Source organism: Nitrospira sp. CMX1, from assembly GCF_054902215.1.
This window is the reverse complement of record NZ_JBUBKD010000057.1, coordinates 36354-54572: the sequence shown is the minus strand read 5'-3', so window position 1 is coordinate 54572 and position 18219 is coordinate 36354. Positions and strand designations below refer to the sequence as shown.

The window sequence follows — 18219 nt, the reverse complement described above, 5'->3', positions numbered from 1 at the left end:
TTGTGTATTGCTCGGCATGATCATCGATTGTTCATGCTGGAGTGTGGAAAGAGTATTGTTTAGTAATCATCGATTTCATCAGTTTCATCGAGCATCTCTGCTGTCACTTCATCTGGTTCAGCAGTCCATTGAGCCAGGGGAATGCTTTTTGCTTTGAGAATGGCCTCCTGCTCCGTTCCTGCAGCCATGGTGAGTTCGTAGCTTACGATTTGTTTGACTTGAAACATCCTCATGTTGATTCACCCTTTATATCTGTTCTGTTTGCCATTGAGGCACAGGTTGTTGATGTTCAGTTCTATCAGGTCCGCTGTGACCGTCATCAGTTAGGTTGTCTGGTGCATCGCTAGCAGGGGGCTTCTTTTTCCCCTGCATTCGAGCCTGTTCCAGTTCAGTCTGTTGCCGCATCTGTTCGAGTTGAAGGTGGAACTGCCGTTCCCTTTCATCGTTCTGGAATAGCGGCCGTGTATTCCCTCCAGCTCCATCTTTCCCATCGGCTTGAACCTCCAACGGTGTACGAATAGTACCCACCATGACACCGAGTATGAAATTCTAGATCGCTGTTTTCTCAGGCTCCTTTCCTTTTTAGCCCTATCGAGTGTTCACCAACGTTGGTGTGAGTGGATAGTCACTTCCCGAATGAGGAACCAGGCATTTTAATCGATTTAACCCCAGATACCATAGAGGCTCTTATAGCTTGATCCGGAGATCTTCGTGCTATCGCCCAGTCGTTACCTTGACTCTATTTCCATCGCTTTGCTAGAGTGATCAACTAATCTAAATAGTTGAAAGTTCCTCCGTTTCTGAACCATTTTCACGAGTAACTCTGAGGCAACATTGTGATGAACGCCTGGTTGTGTGATGACTTGCATCGCTTCAATCGTCGCCTATGTATCGATGGGCTCCAAGGGGAATGGGGTGGTGGAGACTCAGTAACTGAAGAAGAAGAGCTGCCGCTGCCTCCACAGAATGTTCACGCCAAGTCTGGAAATGGGCGCGTGACCATCACGTGGGATCCGGTTCCGGACGCCATGTACTATAACCTCTACTTCCAGACAACCAAGGGTGTGCAGATCAAGTTTTCGGAGCTGACCAGGCCGATCGCTGGCCCAGAAGATTTTAAGAGTGCCATCGGTGTCAAGAAGGACAAGGCGACCTGCTTGGAAGGGGCCTCCAGTCCCTATGTCCATGACGACCTCGCCAATGGCACCTGCTACCACTATGTCGTGACCGTTGTCACCCCGAAGGGAGAAAGTCTTGAATCTCAAGAAGTGATGGCGATTCCCTCCCCATATCTCCTTGCCATGGTGATTGGATGCGAGGGAGTGGGCGATGGTGAACTCAGCTCTCCGACCGGTATCGCGCTCGATAAGGAAGGCAATCTCTATGTGGCGGATACCGACAACCATTCGATCCAAAAGTTCGATAAGACTGGAAAGTTTCTGGCTCGATGGGGTGGTGAGCCGAGTTCACAGGAAGGCCAGTTCTACTATCCCCGTGGTCTAGCGGTAGGGCCAGACGATGTCGTGTATGTGGCCGACAGCGGGAACAACCGTGTCCAGAAGTTCGATCTCGAAGGCAACGCCCAGAAGGCCTGGGGAAAGTTTGGGTTTGCCTGGCGGGGTGCCGAGATGGGGCGGTTCGATGTGCCGTGGGGGATTACAACGGATCAAGACGGAAACGTCTATGTGTCCGACACGAGCAACGCGCGTATTCAGAAGTTTCAACCAGACGGGCAGCCGCTGTTGAAGTGGGGGCGGGACGGCAGTTTCGATGGTGCGTTCTTTTTCCCGCGCGGGGTCGCGGTGGATTTTGTCGGGAATATTTATGTGGCGGATGAGAGCAACAACCGTATTCAGAAGTTCGATACTCGCGGAAGTTTTTTAACGAAGTGGGGGCGTGAGGGGAGTGGACCCGGGCAATTTAGGTCTCCCTGGGGGATCGCCTGTGATGCTCTGGGCAATGTCTACGTGGTCGATAGCGGCAATCATCGGATTCAGAAGTTTGATGGGAACGGGACCTTCCTCTGTTCGTTTGGAAACCGTGGAAAAACGGAGGGACAGCTTAACTTCCCCTACGGGATCGCCGTGGACAAAGAAGGTTGTGTGTTCGTCGTCGATAGCGGGAATAATCGCATTCTCAAGTACGTACCGACCGAAGAGGAGTTGAATCGCGGCAAAGAGCAACCGGCGCAAGCAGCGGACGCCGGGGTGGTGCAGCCGCCTCGTAGCCTTGCCGTCAAGGCGGGTGATACAGAGGTCTTCCTGAGTTGGATGGAGGTGTCAGGCGCTCAGTCGTACAATCTCTATTTTAGTACTTCACCCCACATCACGATTGAGGGAGCCACCAAGATCGAGGGAGTGACGAATCCCTACACGCATGAAGGTCTTACGAACGATACCCCCTATTTTTATGCCGTGACGGCATCCTTTGAAGATGGGACGGAAAGCGGGTTATCCGAAGAGGTGACGGCCACGCCGGTGCTCATTGATATCACGGCACCACAAAATCCTTACGCTGTGATCAACCATGGGGCGTTCATGACGAACTCTCCGGATGTTGTGGTGACGATTTCGGCGACGGATTTGGATACAGGAGTCGCGGCCTACTTCATCTCCGAGAGTCCATTGACGCCCATGGCAGGCACACCGGGGTGGGTGGATGTGACGCTGGCGATCAAGTTTGGAGCGACCATTCCGTTCATTTTGTCTCCGGCCGACGGGCAGAAGACGATTTACGTGTGGTTCAAGGATATTGGGAACAATATCTCGACCCCAGCGAGTGCGACCATTCTCGTCAATACCTCCGGCTATCTCTGTGTAGCAAAGTGGGGGAAGCCTGGTCGCGGTGCGTCGTTGTTGCACGGCGGAGAATTCATGGCGCCGATGTACGGCCTCTGCGTGGATCAGCAGGGATCGCTGTTCGTCGTAGACAACGGCAACAATCGCGTGCAGAAATTCGACAGTGCGGGCAACTTCATCATCCTGTGGGGGAGTTTCGGTTCCGCGAATGCCAACTTCCATAACCCGACCGGTATTGCCTGCGACGGGAAGGGCGATGTCTGGGTGGTCGATACCAACAACCATCGGGTGCAGAAGTTCGACGGAAAACTGGGTGGCTACCTGATGAAATTCGGCTCGCGTGGGAATGGCGAGGGGCAGTTCAATGCCCCATGGGGCATTGCGGTCGATCGTGTGCGTGGATATGTCTATGTCGTCGATAGTGCCAATTTCCGAGTACAGAAGTTCGACATGGCAGGTGAGTTCATCATGGCGTGGGGCAGCTTCGGCAACGGAGATGGGCAGTTTTATTTCCCACGCGGAGTGGCTGTCGACCAAGAGGATGGAACGGTCTATGTCGTCGACATGGGCAATCACCGCATTCAGAAATTCGATACCAGTACCAACGTCTTGCCCCAGCTCTTGACGAAATGGGGAGGAAGTCCGGCCGCCGGGCATGCCAGCAGCTCCTTGGCGCAGGAGGCAGGACAACTGCGCTCGCCTTGGGGGATCACGGTCGATGGAGCCGGGGATGTGTATGTGACGGATACGGGAAATCATCGGATCGAAAAGTTCGACCGCGAGGGTAATTTCATCACGCAGTGGGGTGGGTTCGGCAACGGTGACGGGCAGTTTAATTTCCCGTACGGGATTGCCGTTGATGCCAAAGGCAGTGTGTTTGTCGTCGACAGCGGCAATACACGAGTGCAGCAGTTCATGCCGGCGGACGAGGGCAGCGAACGATTGCAAGACGAGGCAGAGGAATTGGCTGAGTTGGATAAAGCGCAACGAACTCAAAAGGTCTGACGAGGGAACAATGCTGGATAAAGAGCCGCGACTGGGACTGACCTACGATGACGTGATTCTAGTGCCGGCCAAGTCACAGATTCTCCCTAATGAAGTCGATACAAGCACGTTCGTCTCGCGAAACATTCGGGTCAATATTCCGTTGGTCAGCGCGGCCATGGATACGGTGACCGAGTCACGATTGGCGATTGCGATGGCTCGTGAGGGGGGGATTGGCATTATTCATCGAGTCTTGTCTCCGGCGGATCAAGCCATAGAGGTGGATCGGGTCAAGAAGTCTGAGAGCGGGATGATTATGGATCCGGTCACGATTTCTCCTGATGAAACCATTCGAGACGCGCATCAGCTCATGGCGAAATATCGGATTTCAGGGATTCCCGTCACCAAGGGTCGCAAGCTGGTGGGGATTCTGACCAACCGAGACTTACGGTTTGAGAGCAGAATGGACCTGAAAGTGTCGCAGGTGATGAAGCGGGATCGGTTGGTGACGGCGCCGGAAGGGACCAGTCTCGAGAAAGCGCGAGAGATCCTTCATGAACATCGGATCGAAAAGTTGCCGGTCGTCAACAAGCAGTATGAATTGAAAGGCCTCATCACCATCAAGGATATTGAAAAGCGGATTAAGTATCCCAATGCCTGCAAGGACGGACATGGACGCTTACGGGTTGGGGCGGCAGTCGGTGTTGGGCAGGATACGGAAGAGCGCGTGACCTTGTTGAAGAAGGCAGGCGTGGACCTTGTGGTGATCGATACAGCCCACGGCCATTCACAGGCCGTGCTGAATACCGCGAAAATGATCAAGAAGTTGTATCCAGATCTTGAACTGGTTGCGGGAAACATCGGGACGGCAGAGGCGGCGAAGGATCTGTTGAAAGTCGGAGTCGACGCGGTGAAGGTGGGGGTCGGTCCTGGCTCGATTTGTACAACACGGATCGTATCGGGCGCCGGCATGCCGCAGCTGACGGCCATTGCTGATTGTGCGAAAGTCTTACGTGGGACTGGCGTGCCGGTCATTGCGGATGGCGGGATCAAGTTTTCCGGAGACATTGCCAAAGCGCTTGCGGCTGGGGCCTCATCCGTCATGCTCGGTGGATTGTTTGCTGGAACGGAAGAGTCTCCGGGAGAGACGGTGTTGTATCAGGCCAGAACCTATAAGGTCTACCGCGGCATGGGGTCCATCGGCGCCATGGAGCGTGGGGGGGGCGATCGGTACGGACAGGGGGGACGCCCGGCGCAGAAGTTGGTCCCTGAAGGGATCGAAGGGCGTGTGCCGTACAAGGGGTCCTTGGCTGCGGTGGTCTATCAATTGGTCGGTGGCGTGCGATCGGGAATGGGGTACTGCGGGTGTAAGTCGATTCCCGATCTCCAGAAGAACGCCACGTTTATCAGGCAATCGGTCGCCGGTCTCAGAGAGAGCCATGTCCACGATGTCATCATCACGAAAGAAGCGCCGAACTATCGAATGGACTGGGAATAGATGCCGGTAAGGGGTTCCGATACCTGACCAGGCACTCACACACGTACCCCTTGCCACTCACGCCTCACCTCTCACGCGAGTAACATGGAACTCTGGCACGATAGAATTCTGGTTCTTGACTTCGGGTCTCAATACACGCAGTTGATTGCCCGCCGCATTCGCGAGGCGCAGGTTTACTCGCAGATTTTCCCCTGTACGACTTCGTTAGCGACTATCCTTGCCTATCGACCGAAGGGCATTGTGCTGTCCGGCGGGCCATCCAGCGTCTATGAGAAGAAGGCCCCTTCGATTGCAAAGGAACTCTTCGATCAAGGTATTCCCATTCTGGGTATTTGCTACGGCATGCAATTAGTGACACATCTGTCCGGTGGGGAGGTTGCCAGGTCGGTGCATCGTGAGTATGGCCGCGCGGAACTCACGGTCGACGATGCAAGCGATCTCTTTAAAGGAGTGGGCACCAGGCAGCTGACCACCGTCTGGATGTCGCATGGCGATCGCATTGAACGGATGCCGCCTGGATTTCGATCGATTGCGCATACGAGTAACTCACCCGTTGCCGCCATGAAGCGGAATGACGCCAAGCGCCGAATCTATTGCCTGCAGTTCCATCCCGAAGTGGCCCATACCCCGGAAGGGACCAAGATCCTGCGCAATTTTGTGTATGAGATCTGCGGTAGCAAACCGACATGGACCATGCAGTCCTATGTCGACCAGGCGGTGACGCAGATTCGTGAACAGGTCGGCAAGGAACGGGTGATTTGTGCATTGAGCGGTGGAGTTGATTCCTCCGTGGCGGCGGCGTTGACGCACCGAGCGATCGGGGATCAGTTGACCTGCATCTTCGTCGACAATGGAGTGTTGCGGGCGGGTGAACGTGATCAGGTCCAGAAGACTTTCGCCTCACAGCTCCACCTGAATCTGCGTGTGCTCGATGGGACGAAGCCGTTTCTTGCGGCGCTGAAGAATGTGACGGATCCAGAACGAAAGCGCAAGATCATTGGTCGGCAGTTCATCAAACATTTCGAGGTCGAATCGAAGAAGCTCAAGGGGACCAAGTTTCTGGTCCAAGGCACGCTCTATCCCGATGTGATCGAGAGCGTCAGCTTCAAAGGGCCTTCAGCGACCATCAAGACGCATCATAATGTCGGCGGTTTGCCGGCACGCATGAAACTCAAATTGATTGAACCGTTGCGAGAGCTCTTCAAAGACGAAGTACGGGTGTTGGGGCATGAGCTGGGATTGCCGGACGAGATCATTTGGCGTCAACCATTCCCAGGACCTGGATTGGCGATTCGCGTGTTGGGTGCGGTGACGGCGGAACGCTTGGCGATTCTGCGCGCAGCGGAAGCGATCGTCGATCAGGAGATCAGAAGCGCCGGGCTCTATCGGGAAATCTGGCAGGCGTTTGCCGTGCTGTTGCCGATTCGCACGGTGGGTGTCATGGGTGATCAACGGACCTATGAACATGTGATCGCCATTCGTGCCGTGACGAGTGTCGATGGGATGACGGCCGATTGGGCAAAGATTCCCAATGACGTGCTCGGCCGCATGTCCAATCGGATCATCAATGAAGTCAAAGGCGTGAATCGAGTGGTCTATGATATCAGCTCGAAGCCGCCGAGTACGATTGAGTGGGAGTAGAGGGTGATGGGCGACCAGGTGACTCCTGTGCTCGCGCACTCAAGATCGCTCTGCTGTGTAGGCAAATGTCGGTTGCTCGGTGCATGTGCGCAGGAAAGAGTCACCTGATCGCCCATCAGTAGGTAAAATGGAAATACGATTGCAAAAACTGATCGCCAGCACAGGACTCGCGTCACGCCGGAAGGCGGAGATGCTGATCGCCAGCGGCCGCGTGACGATTAACGGCAAGGTGGTGACCGAACTCGGAACGAAGGTCGATCCTGGTCGAGACCATGTGAAGGTCGATGGTAAGCACCTGACCTCCGCACAGCCGTTCGTCTATCTGGTGTTGAATAAACCGAAGAATGTGATGTCCACGTTGGACGATCCCGGTGGCAGGGATACGGTGAAGGATTTTCTTCATGGCGTGTCCGTGCGAGTGTTCCCGGTCGGGCGATTGGATTTCGATAGTGAAGGTCTGATGCTGTTGACGAATCACGGTGACCTGGCTCAGGCCCTGCTCCATCCGCGATATCATGTCCCCAAAACCTATTTGATCAAGGTGAAGGGAGTGTTGGGGGACGGAGAAATCAGGAAGCTGGAGCAGGGGGTGAAGCTCGAGGATGGTATGACTGGTCCAGCCCATGTGAAGAAGGTGAAGAAGGCTGAGCAGAACTCCTGGCTGGAGCTCACCATCCGAGAAGGGCGGAAGCATCAAGTCAAACGGATGTTGGAGGTCGTGGGGCACCCGGTCATCAAGCTCCAAAGAATACGGATGGGTCCCCTGTCGTTGGGTGGGCTTGCTCCAGGTGAATTTCGATTCTTGAGCGATCGGGAGGCGAACGCATTGCGAGAGCTTGTAGAGGAACGGAAAGATGCGGTCGAACGGGGAGAGGAACAAGTCGTGAAATCGAAACGTCCTGTCAGGCAAGCGGGATGGGCAAAGCCGGCGAGAACGAAACAGTTTTCCTCCAAGAAAGCGAGAGTGGCATGAACGTGCGGACGCACAAGTGCGGGGAGTTGAACAAGAAGCATGTGGGCCAGACCGTCGTGTTGAACGGCTGGGTGCAGCGTCGGCGAGACCATGGCATGGTCATTTTTATCGATCTGCGAGATCGCACGGGCATTACGCAGGTGGTGTTCAATGCCGAGCGCAATCTTCGGTGCCATCAAGCGGCCCACACACTCCGCAGCGAATGTGTCGTGTCTGTGACTGGGCAGGTGATGGCACGGCCGGATGAATCAAAGAATCCCGATCTCTCGACCGGTGAGATCGAGATCTTCGTCGATGACGTAGAGATTCTGAACGAGGCGAAGACGCCGCCGTTCTTGATTGAAGATGACGCAGATGTGACGGAATCGATTCGGTTGAAGTATCGTTTCCTGGACCTTCGCCGCCCCAGGATGCAGAAGCTGCTGAGCCTTCGCCATGGTATTACGCAGGCCACCAGAGAGTTCGTGAATGCAGAGGGATTCTTGGAAGTGGAGACGCCGATTTTGACGAAAAGTACGCCGGAGGGCGCCAGAGACTACTTGGTCCCAAGCCGCGTGAACGCCGGACAGTTCTTTGCGCTGCCGCAGTCACCGCAATTGTTTAAGCAGGTGCTGATGGTCAGCGGCGTCGATCGCTATTACCAAATCGCTCGTTGCTTCCGTGACGAAGATCTCCGTAACGATCGGCAGCCTGAGTTTACGCAGATCGACTTGGAAATGTCCTTCGTCGACCGCCATCAAGTGATGAGCTTGATGGAGCGCATGATCGTCACGATCTTCAGCAAGGTGGGTGGCGTGCAGTTGCCGACGCCGTTCCCACGGATGACGTATGCGGAGGCGATGGGCCGCTATGGGTCTGATAAGCCTGACCTTCGGTTCGACATGCCGCTCTACGACATGACGGCATTCGGAGCGGCGAGTGCGTTCAAGGTTTTCAAGGATGCCGCGACCAAGGGTGGGATCGTGAAGGCCTTGATAGTGAAGGGTGGCGCGACATTGTCTCGAACCAGGATCGATGCGTTGGGAGACACGGCCAAGAGTTTCGGGGCGAAGGGCCTCGCCTGGCTGAAGCTGACTGCGGAAGGTCAGCTGGAGTCTGTCATCGCGAAGTTTTTAGATCCGAAAGCGTTCGCGACAGCTCTGCCGGATGCGAAGCCTGGTGACTTGGTCCTGTTCGGCGCAGACAAGCCGGGGGTTGTCCACGATGTGATGGGGCGGATCAGATTACTCTTAGGCGAAGAATTAAAACTAATCGACACTTCGGCTTGGAAGCCCTTGTGGGTAGTTGATTTCCCCATGCTGGATTATGATGCGGACCAAAAGCGGTACGTCGCCATCCATCATCCCTTCACGGCACCGCTCGATGAAGATCTGGCCCTGTTCGATTCCGATCCGTTGAAAGTGAGGGCGAAGGCCTACGATATGGTGCTGAACGGGAGCGAAATCGGTGGTGGCAGCATCCGCATCCATCGTCGCGATGTGCAGAGCAAAGTGTTCGATCTGCTCGGGATCAGTAAGGAGGACGCAGCGGTTAAGTTTGGGTTTCTGCTGGAGGCGCTGGAGTATGGCGCACCACCGCACGGTGGGATCGCCTTCGGGCTGGATCGGTTGGTTATGCTGCTGGGTAACGCCGATTCAATCCGTGACGTCATTGCATTCCCCAAGACCCAGAAGGCGCAATGTCCGCTGACCGACGCACCATCGACCGTTGGCGCCGACCAACTCAAGGAACTGCGCATTAAGCTCGATCTCGTGGAGTGACCGAGGCCCTGCATCGGAACGCTCTGATCCCGGTGCTGGGCTCATCTGCGTGTGGCGTACGCCATTTCTGCGTTTCTCCGCTATGGTTCTGCATCAGACAAGTCTGCTCCAATTGAAGTAGACAAATGCTGTTCGACCTTTCCCTCGTCTCATCGTTGAATCTTTCGTAGAATACCCGTGTCCTGTGTGAAGGTGTCTGCAAACTTCTGCCGGAAGGAAAAGGGGAGTCCGTCATGAGTCATGTCATGCTGATCATCCTGACGCTATTGGCCGTCGTCCCGTGTAGCTCTGTGAGTCTCTTGGCGGAGACGGCGCAGGCGGTTGCGGAGGATAGGTCCAGGAATCCCCACATCGAAGTCTTCACACCGGAAGGATCTGTCGAAGGTGTACGCCAGGTCAGGGCAAGATTTTCGGAACCGGTGGTTCCGTTTGGCGACCCACGTGGCATCGTCGATCCGTTCGACATCGATTGCCCGGAAGCAGGGACGGCTCGATGGGCTGACGGAACTAATTGGCTGTTCGATTTTAAGCGAGATCTTCCTGCCGGAGTCCGCTGTACCTTCTCCCTCAAAGCTGCCGCTCAAACCCTGTCGGGACAGAAACTGACCGGGCCCAGCACCTTTTCGTTTTCAACCGGCGGGCCAGTGATCAAGTGGTCGCAGCCGCAAGAGGGAACCCACGACATTGATGAGGAGCAAGTCTTTGTCCTGGGGATTGACGGCGAGGTCGATCAGCCATCGGTCCTTGAGCATGTGTATTTCAGAGTCGATGGAATTGAAAGCCGAATCGGGGTCAGGATACTGAGTGGGCCTGAACGGGCGGCTGTGCTCAAGCATGTGTCGGGTCCAATAAAGCCGACGTCTCTCATGGTTCTCCAAGCCCGGCAACGGTTCCCAGCCGAGCACGCCGTCACGCTTGTGTGGGGGCATGGGGTGCGCTCGAAGAGCGGTGTTGCCACTGATCCTGCCCAGACGCTCCCGTTTCGAACAAGAGGGGCATTCCGGGCGACCTTGTCCTGTGAACGCGCCAAGGCAGGAGCAGGCTGCTTGCCGTTTAGCACGATGACTCTGAATCTGTCCGCACCCGTCACGGTGGCTCAGGCCAGCAAGATCGCGCTGAAGGACGCACAGGGTGCGGTCCTTGAACCGGTCCTGGAAGCGTTCGGGGGGGTGACGTTCCGCGTGAAGAATGGTGTGGTCATAGGTCTCTCAAGTAAGGCGGGTGGCTCAGGTGGAGCCGTAGCAGATCAGAAGTCTCCGGATCCTCATGAGTTCCAGAACATAATGATTGAGCGGGTGCAGTTCAAAGGGCCGTTTGTGGAAGGTCAAGCCTACCAGATCGAAGTGCCCGATGGGTTGGTTGATGATGCAGGTCGGAAGCTGGATAACGCCGATCGATTTCCACTTACGGTTCGGACTGGTTCTTTCCCTCCTCTCGCCAAGTTTCCTTCGACTTTCGGCATTTTGGAATCGAAGGCGGATCCGGTCTTACCGCTCACCGTGCGCAACCTTGAGGCCAAGATCAATACAAGTGTGCTGCCGGTCATACAAGATACCCAATATGCTCAGAAGTTGTCCGGGCAAGTGGTGCAGGTGAAGTCGGCAAAGGTTCGAGAGATCCTGGACTGGCTCTATCGGGTTGAGCGGAAGAATTCGATGGAATACGAGATGCGTACGGCTTCAATTTTTTCGAAGTCGATGGGAAAGCCCAAGCGCTATACCATCCCCAATCTGGAGGGCAGCAAGGCGACTGAAGTTCTGGGACTGCCGCTCCCCAAGTCTGGGTTGTATGTCGTGGAGATCAAGAGTCAGATTCTTGGAAAGGCGCTTCTGTCAAAACCGGCGCCTATGTATGTCGCGACGGCAGCCTTGGTGACCAATCTTGCCGTACATTTCAAGAAGGGACGTGAAGCGTCGCTGGTATGGGTGACGGCACTGGACAGTGGGAAGCCCGTGTCGGATGCCACTGTGACCATCCATTCGTGCAGCGGCAATGAGTTGTGGAAAGGCAAGACGGACAGCCAAGGGATTGCAAGAGTCGGCCCCCTGCCGGAACCATCGTCCTGTGAATGGCACAACGACTATTTCGTCATGGCCACGACGCAGGATGATCGATCGTTCATGCGGTCGTCCTGGCAGGATGGGATTGAGTCCTGGCGATTCAATCTGTCCTCGGGATATCAAGCCCAGCCGGGAACAGCTGCCCATACGGTATTCGACCGAACGTTGTTGCGGGCTGGGGACAAGGTCCAGATGAAGCATGTGATCCGGCACCCGAGCATGCACGGCTTCGCGATGCCAAAAGAGGATGAGAAACCCAAAGCAGTCGTGATCCATCACGAAGCGACGTCACAGCGGTATGAATTTCCGGTTCAGTGGGATGCGCAGGGCATTGCAGAAACGAGCTGGACAATTCCCAAAGACGCCAAGCTGGGTACCTACGGCGTGTGGCTGAAGAAAGAACCGCCGCAGTCGCAAGACAGGCCAGTAGCCAACGATCAGGAGGCCTTTTACTCCCCACAGGGACTGCGCTCCGGAGAATTCCGTGTCGAAGAGTATCGGGTGCCACTCATGAAAGGCGTCATCAATCCCCCTGCGAAACCACTTGTGGCTGCGTCAGAGGCGACGGTGGATCTTGCGGTGAGTTACTTGGCCGGAGGGTCTGCCGGGGACCTCCCGGTCACGTTTCGCAGTCTTGTTCAACCAAAAACGCTGCAGGCCTTCGAGGGATTTGAGGGAGCGGCCTTCGCGAACGGACCAGTGAGGGTGGGGCTCACGAGGGAACGACAGCAAGATATGGCTGAGGAGCGCGAAGAGACAGCTCCAACGGAGGGTGAGAGTGAGAGCGGACAGAATGGTGGTGACGGCCAACCGTCGAAGAAGGAATCGAAGCTTACCCAAAGCCAGAGTCTGGTCCTGGATGCCAATGGAGGATTCCGGACCACGGTTCAGCATCTCCCAACCGTACAGGTTCCAATGGATCTCGCGATGGAACTGGAGTTCCGTGACTCAAACGGCGAAGTGCAGACGGTGGCCAGCACCGTTCCACTGTGGCCGGCCCATCGGCTTGTCGGGCTGAAGCTGGACTCTTGGGTGGCAACACAAGACAGACTGTCATTTCAGGCAATCGTCGTGGACACGTCCGGCAAGGCTCTCACCGGGGTTCCCGTGACGGTGGACCTGTTTGAGAAGAAGGTCTATTCCCACCGCAAGCGATTGCTGGGCGGGTTTTATGCCTATGAACATGTGACGGAGGTCAGGTCGGTTGGGACGGTATGCGAAGGCCATACGGATGGGCAGGGCCGACTCGCGTGCGAGACGACGTCGTCGGTATCCGGGAACGTGATTCTGCAAGCGCAGATCGCCGATAAGGCCCAGCATCGTTCAGCTGCGCATGCGGACTTGTGGATTCGGGGTGAGTCGGACTGGTGGTACGGGGTGAGCGATGACGACCGGATGGATGTGCTGCCGGAGCGGGGCCGCTACGAGCCGGGAGAGACGGCGAAATTGCAAGTGCGGATGCCCTTTCGAGAAGCCACCGGGCTCATCACCGTTGAGCGAGAAGGGGTGATCGATGCCTATGTGCAACCACTGAGCGGGAAGACGCCGGTCGTCGAGCTGCCGATCCTCGATACCTACGCACCGAATGTGTTTGTGTCGGTGCTGGCGGTGCGGGGGCGGGTGGAGGGGGTGAAGCCGACGGCCTTGGTGGACTTGGGAAGACCTGCCTATAAATTGGGACTCGTTGGCATCAACGTCGGCTGGAAGGCGCACGAGTTGAAAGTGGTGGTGGCCTCGAATAGCCAGATCTATCGAGTTCGTGAGAAGGCCAAGATCGCAATCAAGGTGACGCGGACGGATGAACAGGCTTTACCGCCTGGGAGTGAAATCACCCTCGCGGCGGTGGATGAAGGACTGCTGCAACTGTGGCCGAACAACAGTTGGCGTCTGCTCGATGCCATGATGAAACCAAGGAATGAAGAGGTGGATACGTCAACGGGCCAGATGCACGTCGTCGGAAAGCGACACTTCGGGTTGAAATCCAAACTTCCCGGCGGTGGAGGGGGGAAGCAGCCGACGCGCGAGCTCTTCGATACGCTGTTACTCTGGAAGGGGCGGATCCCGTTGAGCGAGAAGGGTGAAGCGACGATAGACGTCCCGCTCAACGATTCGATCACGAGTTTTCGAATCACGGCAGTGGCGACAGCGGGCAGTCAGCTCTTTGGGACCGGGTCGACCACGATTCGGTCCACTCAAGAGCTGATGATTCTATCTGGGATCGCGCCGCTCGTTCGGGAAGGAGATCGGTATCGATCGGAAGTAACCGTCCGCAATACCTCGACGAAAGCGATGGATGTGACGGTCACTGGTCTGGTGCGGCAGCTGCCCAAGCCGCTGGGTCCACAGACGGTCGCGTTGGCACCAGGAGCAGCCAAGACCATCGGGTGGGAAGTGCTGGCGCCGGTGGGGGTGGAGCAGTTGGTCTATGAGATTGAGGCTACTGAGAAGGGTGGGAACTCGGATAAGCTCAAAGTCGTGCAAACAGTCGTACCGGCCGTACCGGTGAGGACGTTCCAATCGACGGTCACGCAGTTGAGCCGGGATGCCCGTTTCCCGGTGGAGCGCCCGAAAGATTCCCTATTGGGAAAGGGCGGTGTGTCCCTCACGGTCCGCCCGAGTTTGGTCGGCAGCCTTGGTGGTGTCGAAGCCTACATGTCTCAATACCCCTATTCTTGTTTGGAACAGCAGGCCTCGCGAGCGATCGTGTCACAAGATGAGACAATATGGAAGAAGATCACCGATGACTTGCCGGCATATCTCGATGGAGACGGGTTGGCCAAGTATTGGCCTGGGATGAATGGGGGCAGTGATGTACTGACAGCCTATCTCCTGGCAGTTGCGCATGAGGCTGGGCGGCCCATCCCGGCGGTCACCTTGGAGCGTATGCTGTCGGGGTTGACGAAGTTCGTCCAAGGTTCGAGCACCGGCTATTCACCGTTGAATACCTCGGATCTGACGATCAGGAAGTTGGCGGCCATCGAAGCCCTCTCTCGATATGACAAGGCTGAGGTTGGCATGTTGGATGCGATCAGCATCACCCCGAATCGGTGGCCGACCTCGGCGGTGATCGATTGGGTCAATATTCTCCGGCGGGTGCCTGACGTGAAAGATGAAGCCAAGCGCAAGGCGGAAGGCGAGCAAGTTCTTCGCACTAGATTGAATTTTCAGGGCACCACGATGGGGTTCTCGACTGAGCAGGAGGATAAACTGTGGTGGCTCATGACGTCGGTGGATACCAATGCCGTTCGTCTGGTGCTGACAGAGTTGGATTCGTCGAAGTGGAAAGATGACATGCCGCGAATCATGCGTGGGGCGATCGCTCGACAGAAGAGAGGGCATTGGGATGTGACGACTGCGAATGCCTGGGGTGCTCTGGCGGTGCGGAGGTTTGCCGCGGCGTTCGAGCGTGAAGCGATGACCGGAACAACGACAGCCGGTTTGGGATCACAGTCGGACGTCGTGAATTGGTCGAAGGAAGAGAAAGGCGCGGCACGGTATTTCTCGTGGCCTGATCAACAAGCCGAGGTGGCTGTCCATCATCAGGGAACAGGAAAGCCCTGGGTGACGGTCCAAAGCCGTGCGGCGATTCCTCTGACGGAACCGTTCTCGAGTGGCTATCGAATCGTGAAAACCATGACGTCTGTGAGCCAGAAACAAGCGGGACAGTGGACGCAAGGCGATGTAGTACGGGTTCGCCTGGACATCGAGGCCCAGGCTGATATGACGTGGGTGGTCGTGAATGATCCTATTCCCGGGGGAGCGTCCGTGATGGGCGGCGTCGGTCGTGAACGGCAGTTGCTGACGCAGGATGAGGTACGAAAGGGATGGGTGTGGCCGGCGTTTGAGGAGCGGTCATTCGAAGCCTTCAAGGCCTACTATGCCTATGTGCCCAAGGGGACTTTTACCGTGGAGTATACGGTTCGGCTCAATCAAGCCGGGCTCTATCAGCTCCCATCTACGCGGGTAGAAGCGATGTATGCACCGGAGATGCTGGGCGAACTGCCCAATCACGAATTCGAAGTCAGTCGATGATGTGCCTGAAGCGGGTGTGGCCGGTGTTTGAAGAGCGGTTGTTCGAAGCCTTCAAGGCCTACTATGCCTATGTGCCCAAGGGGACTTTTACCGTGGAGTATACGGTTCGGCTCAATCAAGCCGGGCTCTATCAGCTCCCTGCTACACGGGTAGAAGCGATGTATGCATCGGAGATGCTTGGCGAGCTGCCGAATCACGAATTCGAGGTGAATCGGTGACGTTCGTGAGAGTGGTCCGGCTTCTGCTGCTGTTGGCGGTTGGTCTGCAGGGCGGTGCCGCTTACGGGTTTGACCAGTCGTTTGATCAGGTGCGACACCGCTACCGGTCGTCGGATGCGTTTTTGCTGGACCGAAATGGCATGGTGATTGATCAGCGTCGTGTGGTGCAGCAGGGGCGACGGTTGGAATGGGTGGCCTTGACCGAGACCTCTCCCGCCTTGATTCGAAGCATGTTGCAAGCTGAAGACCATCGCTTCTATGACCATCACGGGGTGGATTGGCTGGCGATGGGATCAGCGTTGTTCCATGGGGCCGGTGGTGTGCGAGGCGCCAGTACGATCTCGATGCAGCTCGTCGCACTGTTGGATAGGAACCTTCACAGAACTGCGAATCGCAAAACGCTGTGGCAGAAGGTCCAACAGGTGCGGGCCGCACAGGACGTAGAGCGGACCTGGTCTAAAGACGAAATTTTAGAAGCCTATCTCAATCTCGTGAGTTTTCGCGGAGAAATTCAGGGCCTGGCCGCAGCATCCATCGGGTTCTTCGGCAAGCGCCCTCATGGCTTGATCGAGATGGAGTCTGTAATCCTGGCCGCGCTGCTTCCTGCTCCCAATGCGGATATGGACCGAATCGTTGCAAGAGCCTGCGTGTTGGCCAAGAGACAACAGATGGCGGAATCCTGTGGCACGATCATGGAGAATGTCCGAGAGCTGTTGTCCAAACCGCCGATGTTCATCCAGCAGGAACATCTGGCCTCCCATGTTGCGGCCCAGATTCTGTCAGGGGCAGAGGTCCGTGGGAAGAATCAGTCCAAAGCGGTGAATACGACCTTGGATGGACAGGTCCAACGTGTGGCGATGGAATCGCTGCGGCAGCAATTGCAGGCACTTCGTTCGCAGCATGTTGAAGATGGCGCGGTGTTGGTGGTGGAGAATGCGACCGGCGAGGTCCTGGTCTATGTCGGCAGCAGCGGCGAGCTCTCGCGGGCTCGGCATGTCGACGGAGTGCGGGCCAAGCGTCAGGCTGGCTCCATCCTGAAACCCTTTCTCTATGGCACCGCGTTCGACACCAAAGTGCTGACGCCTGCCACGCTGTTGGACGACAGCCCACTGGAAGTCTCCGTTGAGAACGGAATCTATAGACCCAAGAATTACGACCGACAATTTCGAGGGTTGGTGACCGCAAGAACGGCATTGGCCTCTTCGCTGAATGTGCCGGCAGTCAACGTCTTGCGATTGGTGCGGGAGGATGTATTTGTTCGTCGGCTGCAGTTGCTCGGGTTTACCGGACTGCAAGAACAGGGGGACTTCTATGGACCGTCGCTGGCACTGGGCTCTGCCGATATCTCACTGTGGGATGTCGTGAATGCCTACCGAACTTTAGCCAACGGGGGGGTTAGAACTCCACTCAGGCTTGTGCCAGACGGGGTTTCCAGCCAAGAGCAGATGCGTGTGTTTTCACCAGAAGCCACATTTCTGATTGCGGACATCTTGTCGGATCGTGAGGCCAGGAGTGCGACGTTTGGCTGGGAGAGTCCGTTGGCTTCTCGGTTCTGGAGTGCGGTGAAAACCGGGACGAGTAAGGATATGCGAGACAATTGGTGCGTGGGCTATACCGACCGCTATACGGTTGGGGTGTGGGTCGGGAATTTTTCAGGAGAGCCGATGTGGAATGTCAGTGGGGTGTCCGGCGCAGCTCCCGTGTGGCTCGATGTGATGAACTGGCTCCACCGCGACGGTGCCAAGATCGCACGGACTATTCCGCAAGGCGTCACGCATAAGACTGTCAGCTTCAGCACAGGTGAACCGACGCGAACGGAATGGTTCATCACCGGAACGGATCCGCAAGCGGCCAAGTCCCTTATCCCTCAACGACAGCCACGGATCGTCTATCCCGTCGCGGGAATGGTGCTCGCACCGGACCCGGATATCCCCGTTGGACAACAACAGATGTTTTTCGAAGCGCACCCAACTGATCCGCGCTACCGCTGGCGGTTGAATGGTACTGATATGGGGGCCGCCGGCGAGTTGACCATCTGGGAACCGGTTGCCGGCGCACACAGGCTGGCACTCATCGGGCCGGAGCAGCAGGTGGTCGAAACAGTTGAGTTCATGGTGCGGGGGGCGACCCAACCACAGGAACCGGATCCCGTGGTCAACGGCGATCAGTCCCGTTGAGAATTTCTCACGAATCTCTGTTGTATTGCGTGGTTTGGCCCCTTGCGCTTACAATGGCCCTCGCATGCGATGACAGAA

9 protein-coding genes are annotated in these 18219 nt (G+C 56.4%); 8 read left to right on the top strand and 1 reads right to left on the bottom strand.

Going from position 1 to position 18219, the window contains the following annotated elements; genetic code table 11:
- Nucleotides 1-59: 59 nt before the first annotated feature.
- Nucleotides 60-227, bottom strand: a complete 168-nt coding sequence (locus ACYX34_RS14325) for a hypothetical protein (protein WP_462077248.1) — start codon at nucleotides 225-227, stop codon at nucleotides 60-62.
- Nucleotides 228-839: 612 nt separating this feature from the next.
- Between ACYX34_RS14325 and ACYX34_RS14320 the strand changes: the two genes are divergently transcribed.
- The 8 genes from ACYX34_RS14320 to pbpC all read left to right on the top strand — a co-directional run bounded on the left by ACYX34_RS14320 (nucleotide 840) and on the right by pbpC (nucleotide 18141).
- Nucleotides 840-3803: an SMP-30/gluconolactonase/LRE family protein gene (locus ACYX34_RS14320; RefSeq protein ID WP_462077247.1), complete on the top strand. Its 2964-nt coding sequence runs from the start codon at nucleotides 840-842 to the stop codon at nucleotides 3801-3803.
- A 10-nt stretch (nucleotides 3804-3813) separates the two neighbouring features.
- On the top strand, nucleotides 3814-5280 hold the full coding sequence (gene guaB, locus ACYX34_RS14315) for an IMP dehydrogenase (RefSeq protein WP_462077246.1): 1467 nt from the start codon (nucleotides 3814-3816) through the stop codon (nucleotides 5278-5280).
- 84 nt (nucleotides 5281-5364) lie between these two features.
- The gene (gene guaA, locus ACYX34_RS14310; protein ID WP_462077245.1) at nucleotides 5365-6921 is read left to right on the top strand and encodes a glutamine-hydrolyzing GMP synthase; all 1557 of its coding nucleotides are present in this window, start codon (nucleotides 5365-5367) and stop codon (nucleotides 6919-6921) included.
- Between the two features lie 127 nt (nucleotides 6922-7048).
- Nucleotides 7049-7894, top strand: coding sequence for a pseudouridine synthase (locus ACYX34_RS14305; RefSeq protein WP_462077244.1), 846 nt, complete (start codon nucleotides 7049-7051; stop codon nucleotides 7892-7894).
- Nucleotides 7891-9654, top strand: coding sequence for an aspartate--tRNA ligase (gene aspS, locus ACYX34_RS14300; protein ID WP_462077243.1), 1764 nt, complete (start codon nucleotides 7891-7893; stop codon nucleotides 9652-9654). The genes ACYX34_RS14305 and aspS overlap by 4 nt, the downstream gene beginning before the upstream one ends.
- Nucleotides 9655-9887: 233 nt before the next feature.
- A complete protein-coding gene (locus ACYX34_RS14295; RefSeq protein ID WP_462077242.1) occupies nucleotides 9888-15746 on the top strand; it encodes an alpha-2-macroglobulin family protein in 5859 nt (1952 codons plus the stop codon).
- Complete coding sequence (locus ACYX34_RS14290) at nucleotides 15743-15964, top strand: alpha-2-macroglobulin family protein (protein WP_462077241.1); 222 nt, start codon at nucleotides 15743-15745, stop codon at nucleotides 15962-15964. Before ACYX34_RS14295 ends, ACYX34_RS14290 begins: the two co-directional genes overlap by 4 nt.
- Entirely contained in the window at nucleotides 15961-18141 is a 2181-nt protein-coding gene (pbpC, locus tag ACYX34_RS14285) for a penicillin-binding protein 1C (protein WP_462077240.1), read from the top strand. Before ACYX34_RS14290 ends, pbpC begins: the two co-directional genes overlap by 4 nt.
- Nucleotides 18142-18219 lie beyond the last annotated feature (78 nt).